We start from the raw sequence: 12,433 nt of genomic DNA, 5'->3' as shown, positions 1-12,433 counted from the left end.
AGGCTACCTGTACTGATCAACTCCTGCGTCCATCCGGAGCTTTGTCGTCACTTCATGAGCAGGCCGCAGGTTCAACTTCCCCGCCAACGAACACGCGCCGAACGAATACGCGTCGTTACCAGTAACCGGGTGGGCGCCGCTGCCTTTTCGGCGTAGTCTGGTGTGGACATGATGGGCTTGCGGAAGCTGAGCCCTGGTGGTCATGAGTATCTCACGAACACGGTGGCGTGCGCCGATCGCGACCGTGAGCTCGCGCCCGGCGAGCTGTTGAGTGACTACTACCTCTCCCGTGGTTACCCGGCAGGCCAATGGTTCGGCGCCGGAGCAGAGCAGTTAGGACTCTCCGGCGCAGTCACTTCTGCCCAGATGAACGCCCTCTTCGGCGAAGGCCGGCACCCGCATGCAGACGCCATCGAAGCCGAGATGGTCGCCGGCGGCGCCACCGCCGCGGAGGCGTTGAAAGCGACCCGGTTGGGCCGGCGGTTCCCGCAGTACTCGGCGCTAGATCATTTGCGCTCCCAGGTGTCGCAGGCGTACAAGGACCACAACCGCCTGCACGGGCGGCCGGTCGGCGCGCCGATCTCCGCACAGAAACGTGCCGAGCTGCGTCACGGTGTGCAGCTGCAGGCTTGCCACAAAGCCCACGACGGCAACGGTCCCGTCAGCGACACGGAACTGAACAAGTGGCTAGCGGAGCAGAAGCGCAATCTCAAGTCCGCGGTCTCCGGGTTCGAGGCGGTGTTCGCACCGGACAAGACCGTCTCCATCGCGTGGGCGATGGCGTCACCAGCCGGACGGAAGCGCATTGTTGGCATGGCCCGCCAAGCTGCCCTTGACACCGTGTCCTATATGGAGCGAAACGTCGCGTACACCCGTCGCGGGAACATGGGCGAGGCTCAGGTCGACGTCAATGGGATCACCGCCGCGTTGTTCGAGCATTGGGATTCCCGCGCCTCGGATCCGCACCTGCACTTCCACGTCCTGATCTCGTCGAAGGTGCAGCGCAGCGACGATGGCGAGTGGACTGCTCTCGACGGGCGCACCATGTTCGCCGCGACCGTCGCCGTGTCGGAGTACTTCGACAACCGGCTGCGTGACCTGTTCCGCGAACAGGGCGCTTCGTGGGTGCAGCGCGGCGCCGAGGGCGTGGACATGAAGCGCCCGGTCTGGCAGCTCGAAGGTGTCCCGGTAACGCTGGTGAAGCTGTTCTCCCAGCGCCATCGCCAATTCGAGGCAGCTCGAGCGAAGCGCATCGTCGAATTCCGGGCCAAGTACGGGAAGGAGCCGACGCCGAAGGACATCTTCGCCATCGACCGGGCCGCCCAGTACGACAACCGTCCCGGCAAGAAGCCACCCAAGACGCTGCCGGAACACCTCGAGGCGTGGCGTGAGCACGCGTTAACCCTCGTACCGGCCACGGTCCTTGACACACTCGCCGACCGCGTCTTCCTCAGCGGACGCGCCGAGCCGGATGCGTTCGACATCGCCAAACTTGCCCGGGTCACGCGGGATGTGGTGTCGGACAACTACAGCCACTTTTCCTGGTGGAACCTTGCTGCCGAAGCCCACCGCCAGACCGCGCACCTGAAGGTGCCGGTCGACAAGCGCGAGCAGCTCGTCGATGACGTAGTCGACACCATCCTCGCCCAGGCCGACACCGTCGCCCTCGTCGGCCCGACCGCGGTCAACGAGCCAGCCTCGTTGCGTCGAAGGGACGGCGAGTCGGTGTTCATGGAGCACAACTCGACCCGCTACACCACCACCGCGACCCTCGCCGCGGAAGGCGACCTGGTCGCCTGGGCCCGCCGCGGCGGCGGGCACCGCCTGCGCGCCGACACCGTCGAGAAGGCTCTCACCGGCCAGGGATTGAACGCGGGGCAGACGGAAATGGTGCGCCAGTTCGCTCGTTCCGGACGTCGCCTGCAGCTCGCCTTGGCGCCAGCCGGGGCCGGGAAGACCTCGGCGATGAAGGTCCTGGCGACCGCGTGGCGGCGCACCGGGCACCGCGTCTACGCGTTCGGTCCGTCCGCCCGTGCGGCGCAGGAGCTCGGTGCGTCGATCGGGGCGAAGCCGCACACGCTGCATCAGCTGACCACCGCACTGCGGCTCGGATTTGCCCAGCGCGCGTTCCCCATGCAGGCCGGGGACCTGGTGATCGTCGACGAGGCGGCGATGGCCGGCACCCATACCCTGCACAAGGTCGTGAAGTACGCGCTGACCAACGGCGCGGACGTGCGGTTGATCGGGGATGACGCGCAGCTGGCCGCGGTCGAGGCCGGTGGCGCGATCCGGTTGATCGCCCACGACGTCGGCGCCGTCCGGTTCCGGGAGATCGTGCGCTTCCGCGGCGACGACCGCAAGGAGCAGGCTGCGGCGTCGCTGCAGATCCGGGCGGCGAACCCGAAGGGGCTCGAGTACTACTTCGACAGCGGTCGGGTTTCCGACGGGTCGCTGGAGACGATGCGCGACGCCGCGCGCTCGCATTGGCAGTCTGATCTCGACGGCGGCGTTCAGTCGCTGCTGATCGTGCCGACCAACGAAGACACCGTCGCCTTGAACATCGACGCCCGCGAACGGCGCCTGGCCCGTGGCCTGGTCGACCGGGGCCGTAAGGTGGAGCTGCACGACGCCACTACCGCCAGTGTCGGGGACTGGGTCGTTACCCGGCACAATCAGCGCCTGCTGTCGCTGTTCGGCGGGCGCGACTTCGTCAAGAACGGCGACGTCTGGACCATCACCGACGTCCACCGCACTGGCAGAATCACAGTCCAGCACCGCGTCCATAATGCCTCCATTACGCTGCCGGCCGGGTACGTCCAAGCCCACGTCGAACTCGCCTACGCCGCGACCATCAACCGCGTGCAGGGCATGACCAGCACCGGCAACGCCCACCTACTGGTGCCGCCGACGATGACTCGCGAGCAGTTCTACCCCGGCATCACCCGCGCCATGCTCGGCAACTTCATCTACGTCGTCACCCACCACCACGTCATCGACCAGCACCGCGAAACCCCCGAGCCGGTGTCGGCGCGGTCGGTGCTCGCCGGCGTGCTGCACCACTCCGGGGCTGAGGTCTCGGCGACCGAGACGTTGCGGGAGGCCCAGGACGCGGCGGTGTCGATGGGCACGCTGGTGCTGCGCTACAACTACACCGCCACCTACCGCGACGAGGACCACTACCGCGCCATCCTCGCCCGCCACGCCCCCTCCACCGTCGATCTCGACAGTGAGCCAGCGCTGATCCAGACGCTGCGCAACGCCCACGACCTCGGGTGGGAGCCCGAGCCCCTTGTCGCCGCCGTCATGCGCTGGCGCCAACCGCTGGACGAGGCCGACGACCCCGGCGCCGCGCTGCAAGCCCGGATCACCACGCACCTCGGGCACCGCCAGCCGCCCTCCCCGACCGCACCGCCGCAGCCGGCCGACGTGACCCGCTGGCGGAGCATCGTCGACGCGATCGCCCCGCACGCCGCCGTCGAGGACCCCGAATGGGAGAAGATCTGGCATCGGGCCGCCGGCGCGCTGGCGATCGGGTTCGACATCGACGCCGCGCTGACCGTGGTCGCGCATCAGCTCGCGGCGCGCCCGGTAGTACCGGATCCAATGCCGGATGACCGATATGCCGACGCGGCATTGTCCGCCGAGCTGACGCGCCGAGGTGAGCGTGGAGAGGCCCACAGGCGCGCTGTTCCCTGGCTGGCCCGCCCCGACTTCACCCACGTTCGCCACCATCCCGGGCACGCCCAGTACCTGCACGAGATGAACCAGGCCATCGCCGAGCGGGTCGAAGTGCTGCGTGCCGCGGTGATCCGCAACCAGCCCGAATGGGTATCAAAGCTCGGGCCGCGCCCGGACAACCCGATCGCGGCCGAGGAGTGGGACGACCTCGTCGGCCTGGTCGCGGCCTACCGCGAGACGTTCCGCATCGACGCTGAGGCGCCGCTAGGCGCCAGACCTGACAGCCGCGGCGCGCGGGCACACGCCTGGCGCACCCTGAGCGAGCGCTGGGACAACTTCGGAAAAGCACCGGCGACCGCCCAACCCGAACCTGCAACACCCTGGGTGGCCGCCCGATCCGCTGAGCTCGACGACGTATTCGCCGGCCTCGAAGATGCCGATGAGCGTGTCGTCCTCGAGCCCCTGAACGTGCTGGTGCGCCGTTACGAGCTTCTCGCGCGCGACGGCGATGAGGACCGCTACCTCGACGTACTCGCCCAGTACGTCCCCGGTTCGGTCAACGCGAGGGCCGAGCCCGCCGCCCTGGGCGCACTGGCCAACGCCCAGGATCAAGGCTGGCAGGCCGAACGGCTGGTCCGCAGACTTGCCGACGAGAGCGGGTTCTCCTGGGCGAGCGACCCGGCCGCCGTCCTCGCCAAGCGCGTGTCAACGCACGTCAACGAGCACCAAGCCCCGGCCAGAATCGGGGCGCCGACCGACGACCAGGTCGATCGGTGGCGCAGCATCGTCGCCGAATATCTACCGGACGCGGACGTCACCGGCGAGCAGTGGGGCATCGTCTGGCGTCACGCCGCCGGCGGAGCGGCATACGGTCTCGACGCTGACACCGCCCTCACCGACGCCCTCACCCGCCTCGCCGACGACATCACCGGCGCCGAGGACGGTCACTATCGCCGTGCCGGTGAAGCTCTCGTTGCCCTTCTCACCGACCGCCACCGCGCCGGAGAAGGGCTGCACGCCGCGCTCCCGTGGCAGGCCCAACCCGACTTCGGAACACCCGGCGACCATCACGGCGCCCGGGCTCGGCTGGACGGCCTCAACGGCGAGATCGCTGCCCGCGCCGACCAGCTGCTCGACCACGTGCATCGCGAGCAACCTCGCTGGGCTGCACGGCTCGGTCAGCGCCCCGACGACGCTGAACCGGCCGCGACCTGGGATCAGACTGTCCGGCTGGCCGCGGCGTACCGTGAAACTTACGGAATCACCACTACCGATGACGCCTCCCCGCTCGGCCTGCGACCCGCCGGGCACGGCCCCAAAGCCGCGGCCTGGGACCAGATCACCACCCAATGGAGGCAGCTGATGACCGCACCAGACCGGCAAGACGCCGCATCGGACGCGATGCTCACCGCCGAGTCCCGCCGCGACACCCTCGACGCCCTGCGCGACGAATTCACCAGCGGCGTCGCCGCCCGCACCCAACAGCTCCAGGATCAAGACGAGAAGGAACGACAAGCGGCGCGGCACGACGAGACCGAAGACGAGTACGACGATCGTCACGAAAGCTTTGGCGACGACCTGCACCGCGGTATGGGCTACTGACCGGCCCGTTGAGCTGGGTCAGGTCGCTGGCGATCGTCCCACACGTAGACGACACTGGCCTTCCCGTCGGGCGCAGAACGGCGTTCGACCTGGAACAGCGTGGTGGCTTCGATCAGGCCGCTGAGCTTCGGGTATCCGTAGTTGCGGGAGTCGAAGTCCGGGCGCCGTTTGAGGATGATGTTTCCCACGGCGCCCAGCGGCGCCCAGCCGTCTTCATCGGACGCCGCGTCGACCGCGCTGCGCAACAGCGTGACCAAGCCGGTGTCCTGCTTCAACTCAGCCGCTGATCGTCGCGGGTTTGGCTTCTCCGTCGCACCTACTGGACTGACTGTACTCACGCGGACCAGGTTTTCGGTGTAGACGAACTTGTCGCACGCCGCGACGAATGGAGCCGGTGTCTTGCGTTCCCCGAACCCGTACACCGTCAGCCCGGACTCCCGCAGCCGCGACGCGAGACGGGTGAAATCGCTGTCGCTGGATACCAGGCAGAAGCCGTCGAACCGTTCGGTGTAGAGCAGATCCATCGCGTCGATGACCATCGCCGCGTCGGTGGCGTTCTTGCCGGTAGTGTAGGCGAACTGCTGCATCGGCTGGATCGACGCGGTCAGCAGCTGCTCCTTCCAGCCACGCAGATTCGTGCCGGTCCAGTCGCCGTAGGCGCGTTTGACGTGGGCGGTGCCGTACTTGGCGACTTCGGCAAGTAACCCCTCAACGATGCCCGGCTGGGCGTTGTCCGCGTCGATAAGAACGGCCAGCTTCGCTGCGTCGGAGTTCACCACGAACGTCGTCCCCTCATCCGCTCCATCAATGATCGTCCGGCGACGCGGCCAAGCGTACGCTCACGCGGGCCTCTCGCGCGCACAGCCGTCGACTGCCATGGCATCGGTGTCCAGCCCGGCGAGAATGCCGAAGGATCCACGTTCCGATGGCGGCTGCTCAGAGAGCTACTGAGCCAGTTACGACGCCCACGCCCGGACACCCGATGTGTCCTCATGACACGACCGTTCCCCTGTCGTTGATCCGGACAGGTGGTCGCCGTCCGGGTCCGCAGTTCAGTCACTTTCGGAATAGAACCGCTTCTCTCGCACCAACGCCCACGAAGTTCATCCTTTAGGGGCAAGCTGCAACGAGGCGTGCAGGCAGCTGACCTGCAGAATGCTGACTTCAGTTGCAGATACTCCGGGTTAGAACCACGTTTCCGCACCAATGTCCGCGAAGTTCACCCTTTGGGATGAGGCTGCATCGAGGCGTGGAGGCGGCCGACCTGCAGAATGCTGACTTCAGTTGCCAAGCGCTGCACAGCGCCAGCAGTAACGGTTACACGGTAACGTTACTGCTTTCCCTTTCCTGTCAACGGAGTTCAACTCGACCCGAGCAACCGGAATGTCTCGTCGCACGCTAAAGTCCCTCGTGGCAGCGGAGCATCATCGGTGCCACGGGCAGGACGTCTTCCGGACACTACGTCCGACCTCGGGGAAGAGGTCGGGCAACGGGCTCGACCGGAGATGGAGGACGAACTTGTCCAAGAGGAGAAGGAAGGTCAAGCGGCGGGTAAGCCCGCGTCACCTACTGGCGACGCGGCACCGGCCCAGCGGGACGGGTTGCAGCCCGCCCCGCTGGTTACCGGTCATCATCGCCGTGGCCAGGTGGGTGTACGACATCCTGAAGGATGCCGGTCACCCCCTGATCAAGTGACCAACCGGGTCGGGGTTCGAGCTGAGAACGTGCCCCGACCCGGGCTTCTGCCGCTTTGACGCGTTAACATCAAGGCGCTAAAGCACATGCTAGCAGCGTGCTATTCGACAGGCGATCCCGTCAGCACTCATCCGCCATTCGAATGCTTCTCGACAGACGAGTGGACTCAGCTCTCAATCGCTACGGGGACGCTCTCGGCTTCCTCAGTAGAGCTTGATCATGGCTCTGTGCTCTCGTCCGCTTCCAGGGTACCCATGTCATCCTGCGTGGCGGGCGTGCTAGCAGCGGAAAGGTCTTGGACTTCCGGGGTGAAACGGTCGGTCAGCGGCGTCGCACCCACCGGCTTGTGAACCTCGGTGAGACACTGCTGGTGAGTCCACTCGGTGATCATGCGTTCGGCGAAACCGGCCCGCCACCGGTCGTGCCAGTACTGGGCGTCGCTGGCCTTGGCGCCCTTGCCGACGTGCGCGGCCCGCCACGTGTAGGCCAGCGTCGCCAGCTCCGCCACCAACCCGGGATGCTGCGGCCAGCAGTCCGGGATCGCGACCGCGCGCGTCCCGCCTTTGCCGACGTAGACGGCGTTGTAGTACTGCACGAAATTGGTGACGGTGAACACCGGGCTCTGCTCCCGGTGTTGCTTGTCCTCCGCGGCCGGCGGCGCCGGGAACGGCAACCATGGTGCCAGCCGCGGCTTCTCCTCCGCGTCGTTCTCCAGCTCCGCGATCTTCTCCTGGAGCTGGTCGATCTCGGACTGCTGGGCTTGCGTCCGTGCCCACAGTTCCTCGGTCATTGCGTCGAGCTCGGCGCGGGAACGGGCGGGCTGCTGTTGTTCGGCTTGCGTTGCCTCGTCCGGGCGGTCAGGTTCCGGCGTGGGGATGTCGTCGTCCTCGGTCATCGCCGCGGCTTCCGGATGTGCGGACCGTCGACCATCGCCGGCGGGAGGGGGCGGAGGTACCCGTCGGTGCCGACCGGGGCGTCGCCGCGGCGGATCGTCGCGACATCGGCCTGCAGCTGGGGCCAGTCCGGTCGTTGTCCGACGTCGACGGTGCGGCCGAGGATCGGGCGGAGGTTGCCGTGCAGGATCAGGACCCGGTCGCGGTCGAGGGTGCGGATGTCCCCGGCGCGCAGCGTGGGGACGGTTTCTTCGCCGCTGGCGCCGCGTCCGGGGCTGAGAATCCCGTCGCTGTGGTGCTGGTGGGTGCGGCGGCGGTGGTGCCCGGACAGTGTGGAGAGCCACTCGAGGGTTTTGTCGTCTTTGAGTCCGGGGAAGGCGGTGAGGGTGAGGGTGTTGTCGATCAGCTGCAGCCGGCCGGGCTCGCCGTAGAGTTCGTCCAGCTGGGAGCGGGACTGGGCGGACCAGTGGATCAGCACGCCGCGGCCGGCGGAGTCGGCGATGATCGCGGGCAACCGCGGCACCGGCGTCCCCGCGAACAGCTCGTCCAGAATCGCCGTCGCCGGCGGTTCCAAGCGACGTCGTTCATACCGCAGCGCGGCGTCCTGCGCCGTGGTGAGGAGTTGCTCCCCCAAGGCAGTCAGTACCGCACGGGCCTGGGGCGCCTGGTGCTCGCCGGCGACAATGAACAGGCTGCCGCGACGGCGCAGGAACTCATCGATGTCCAATTCCTGCCCCGGTGCGGGAGTGGCGAAGTAGCGGATGGCGGGGTTCATGAACGGCTCGATCGCCCGCCGCACCGACATCCAGACCGCATCCGCGGTCTCGGCGACCATCCCGATCTCAGAGCGCAGGTTGAACGCCAGCTCGGGGAACCGGTGCCGCAACAGCTCGACCGGCTCCTGATCCGGCGGCTTGGTGACCGACCAGACGACCAGATCGGTCACCGTCCGATGGTGCAGTGCAGCAGCTAGCAGATAGGCCTGCAGCACGATGGTGGCGCGGCCGCGGAACACCGCGTCGTTGCCGCCGACGTCTTCCAGCCCGAGTGAGGACGCTTCGATCAGCGTCTCAGCGCGCCGCAGCGCGACCGCGAGATCGGCGCAGCCGGTGACCGGTGACCAGCGGGCGTGCGCTGGCCAGGACAGCGTGCCGGTGGCGTCGATCACCAGCACCGGCCCGGCGTCGGGGCGGCGGGTGCGGGCCAGCAGGCACCATTCGGCGAGGTCGTTCTTCGTTGTCGACGCGATCAGCGCGCCCGGGGCGGCGAGGACCTTGTGCACCAGATCCGTGCGGGACTTGCCGGAACGAGTCGGCGCGATCGTCCCGGTCGGCGTCTCCAGCGAGGTCACCAGCCGCTGGCGCCGGGGGCCCCGGTGCAGCGGGACTGCGATCTGTTCGACCGGCGCGGTGCGGCGTTGCTCGTCGGTGAGGTCACCCCGGGTCCACACCGCGGTCTTGCGCGCGGCTGCGACCGACAACGTCCTGGCCATCTCGCGGCGGGTGGCGTGTCCCGGGTCGGTGGGCCCCACCCGTCGCCAGACCGGAATCGCCACGCCGACCGTCAGACCGGCGGTGAGCATCGAGATCGTAGTGAACCAGACGCAGAACGCCAGCTGGTGATCGCTGATGGCGTTCGACCATGGGCCCGGCAGATGTGGTCCTGGGTCGGCGGCGTGGAACGCGACCGTCAGGGCGAAGCCCGCCCACGTGGTGATCGGGGGCCAGGTCCACGTGCCGGTGAAGAACCCGGTCACCAGAACGGCCGCCACAATGACGATCGCGCCGAGGGTGCAGAGGACCGCCAGGGCGGCGACCGCAAGGCCCATCAGGGCGACGTCGCGGTCGAGGTTGAGTGTGTCGGTGCGTGTGCGCGGCATCGGCCGCTCCTCCCGGACAGCGGGAGAGCGGCACCACGGTGATAGTCATCGGAGTGGGCTCCCTCCCGGTGGCGGGGAGGGCGGACTGGGGTCGGCGATCCGGCGGATCGCGACGATCTTCGAGGTCCACGTGGAGAGGGGTTCGAGGATGACGCCGGTGTCGGTGTCGTAGGCGTCGACGATCAGGCCGTGTCCGGCGTACATCCCGACGTGCCGCGGCACCTGCGCAGTCCCCAGCGAACCGGGGATGAACAGCAGATCCCCGGGCTGCACCTGCTCCAGTGACGAGACGGAGTGGCCGGCGTGGACTTGACTGATCGTGCCTGCGGGGATGCCGATGCCGGCGGCGGCCCAGGAGGCGAGCATCAGCCCGGAGCAATCGTAGGCGTCCGGGCCCTTCGCGCCCCAGGCATACGGTTTGCCGAGCTGGCCCAGCGCGAAGCCGACCGCGGCCCGCTGGCGCACGTCGGTGGGCAGTGTAAACCCCGGCGGCAGCTTCTTCGGGTCCACCTGGCTCGGGTCGCGGGGCACGTCGGACCCGCCCTGGTCCGGGCACAGCGTCTTCGCTTGCACGGCTTCGGTGCCGCCGCCAGGTGGCGGGGTCGGGTTGTCCGGTCCGGTCCAGAAGCGATCCACGATCGCGGCGGCCGCAGGTTCGCGTGGGGCGTAGCGGTCCGGGAAGCCGCTATGTTGGACGGCTTGCTCCGCCTGGCCTGGGGCCATGGTGTCCCAGCCGGGCAGCGCGACGAGGGCGTCGAGGAACTTGCCGGTGGCGTAGACCGGGTTGAGGATCTGCTCGCGGGTGCCCCACCCCTGGCTCGGGCGTTGCTGGAACACCCCGAGCGAGTCGCGGTCGCCGTAGTCGAGGTTGCGCAGCCCGGACTCGACCATCCCGGTGGCGATCGCGAGGACCGCGGCCCGCCGCGGGAGCCGGCGTTGCTGGACGACGTCGACGATGGTGCGGGCGATGTCCATCTCGTCGGCGCCCAGCTGCTGGCGGTCGACCACGATGGAGCCGCCGCCCGGGCCGCCCTGCTCGCAGCCGCTCAGCTGCACGATCGTCGCGGTCGCTGTGGGGCCGATCATCAGCGCCAGCGCGAGGATCGGCAGGAACACGAGCCCGCCCAGCGCGCCGGAGACACCGGCGAGCATCCCGTGGGGCTTCATGACGTCGCCGATACGGCGTTGCTCGGTAGCGGGTTCGGCTTCGTGACGAGCTGAGAGTTGGTATCGAAGATCTGCCGCTCGATCCGGCTGAGCACTGTCTGTACTTTCAGGCCGGTCCGGTTCTCGATCTTCCACAGCGCGCGGCCCTGACGGTCGTTCGCCCACCCGGTCGTCGCCTCATGCTCTTTCTCCGACAGTGCAAGGACATCGGCCAGCTCGCTTGCCACGCGGGTCGACTGTCCAAGAAGGACTCGAATCGAGCAGAGGGCGAGCAGGTCGCGGGCGATGGCGACTTCCTGAGAGCCGGTGGCGCCGACGGAGAGGAAGTCGCCGGGTTTGTGGCTGACCAGCACCTGGATCTTGCGTTCGGCGCGCGAGAGCCGTAGTTCGCTGTCGACAGCCTGGACCGCCCGCAGGCCCAGGCGGAGTTGGCGCCAGATCTCGTCGCGGACGACGATCCGCAGTTCCCCGTCCTCCTGCAGATCCGTGGCCAGTGACGACCACGACCCGAGGCAGGTCAGCGCGACGGCGATGGCTTGGTCGCCGCGGGTGCGTAGCCGCGAGAGGTCCAGGCTTTGGATCGGGGCGTCCCAGTCGACGGTGAAGTTCGTGGCCGCGTCGAACAGCCCGGCCAGCGGGCCGGAGATCAGGTTGGCCAGGGCGTCGGTGATCGAGCGGAGGTGGTCGAGGAACTGGCGGCGGCCGGCGAACCGCAATCCCTGCCACAACTGCTCCTCCGGGTCCGACAGCGCCCGGTGGACGTCGGGGATGGTGATCGGCGTGAGGCGGGTGTAGCCGTCGCTGGCGCCGAGCAGTTGCCGCAGCACCGCCGACAGTGCCGCTTCGTCGGTGACGGTGGGTCGGTAGCCCTGGGCTTCGGCGAGCGCGACCAGCAGCTGCACCCAGCGACCGAGGACGCCGTCGAGCTCGTCGCGCTGCCGTTCGGCCGGCCAGGTGTCCCAGCGGGCGGCGAGGGGGCCGAGGTCGAGGGCGTTGAGGCGGGCGCTGCTGCCGCGGCCGAGCATGATCGGCGTGACACCCAGGGCGTTCAGCAGCGGGGTGTATTCGCCTTTGACATCGCCGGAGATCAGGGTGCGGACGCCGGTGAGCATCATCCGCAGCAGGAACGCCACCACCGTGGAGGACTTGCCGCGGCCGGGCTCGCCGAACAGCACCATGTTCGGGTTGGTGCAGATCGCACGCAGAACGAACTCGACCGGGTGCAGATAGAACGCGCCCCCGGAGTGCACGTCGTACCCCATCCGAGCCCCGACCGCCGGCAACGGGCTCGCCGCCAGCAACGGGAACAACCCGCCGATCTCGTGCGTGCCGGCCTGGTAGACCTGCAGCGGCGCCGCCACCGGCGACCAGCCGTGCCCGGGCCGGGCGACGCCGCGCCGCGGCGCGGCGCGCTGGTTCACGCGCGCGCTGCGACCGTCTCGACGTGGGCGTCCCGTTGGTCGAGTGCTGAGCGCAGGCCCGAAGGTGGCGAGCAGTTCCGCGGCGGTTCGCTCGTCGG

The 12,433-nt window shown here is 68.5% G+C and carries 6 protein-coding genes; 1 reads left to right on the top strand and 5 read right to left on the bottom strand.

Features of this window, described 5'->3' with window-relative positions; translation table 11 throughout:
- The first annotated feature begins 168 nt into the window (after positions 1-168).
- The gene (gene mobF, locus ACLJPY_RS24750; RefSeq protein WP_410591836.1) at positions 169-5,280 is read left to right on the top strand and encodes a MobF family relaxase; all 5,112 of its coding nucleotides are present in this window, start codon (positions 169-171) and stop codon (positions 5,278-5,280) included.
- Here mobF and ACLJPY_RS24745 read toward each other — a convergent pair.
- From ACLJPY_RS24745 to ACLJPY_RS24725, 5 genes are all read right to left on the bottom strand, one after another.
- The gene (locus tag ACLJPY_RS24745; protein WP_410591835.1) at positions 5,274-6,059 is read right to left on the bottom strand and encodes an NYN domain-containing protein; all 786 of its coding nucleotides are present in this window, start codon (positions 6,057-6,059) and stop codon (positions 5,274-5,276) included. The two genes, mobF and ACLJPY_RS24745, sit on opposite strands and share 7 nt — an antisense overlap.
- Before the next feature lie 1,133 nt (positions 6,060-7,192).
- Positions 7,193-7,870 (bottom strand): hypothetical protein, encoded by a 678-nt coding sequence (locus tag ACLJPY_RS24740; protein WP_410591834.1) that lies wholly within the window; start codon positions 7,868-7,870, stop codon positions 7,193-7,195.
- The gene (locus tag ACLJPY_RS24735; RefSeq protein ID WP_410591832.1) at positions 7,867-9,747 is read right to left on the bottom strand and encodes a type IV secretory system conjugative DNA transfer family protein; all 1,881 of its coding nucleotides are present in this window, start codon (positions 9,745-9,747) and stop codon (positions 7,867-7,869) included. Before ACLJPY_RS24735 ends, ACLJPY_RS24740 begins: the two co-directional genes overlap by 4 nt.
- A gap of 45 nt (positions 9,748-9,792) precedes the next feature.
- Positions 9,793-10,914 (bottom strand): C40 family peptidase, encoded by a 1,122-nt coding sequence (locus ACLJPY_RS24730; protein ID WP_410591830.1) that lies wholly within the window; start codon positions 10,912-10,914, stop codon positions 9,793-9,795.
- On the bottom strand, positions 10,911-12,335 hold the full coding sequence (locus ACLJPY_RS24725) for an ATP-binding protein (RefSeq protein ID WP_410591829.1): 1,425 nt from the start codon (positions 12,333-12,335) through the stop codon (positions 10,911-10,913). The genes ACLJPY_RS24730 and ACLJPY_RS24725 overlap by 4 nt, the downstream gene beginning before the upstream one ends.
- Between the last annotated feature and the right edge of the window lie 98 nt (positions 12,336-12,433).

It is taken from the genome of Amycolatopsis sp. lyj-23, assembly GCF_046549135.1.
GTDB lineage: Bacteria > Actinomycetota > Actinomycetes > Mycobacteriales > Pseudonocardiaceae > Amycolatopsis.
Note: the sequence above shows the minus strand (reverse complement) of the source record. Positions and strands in the feature narration are given on the sequence as shown.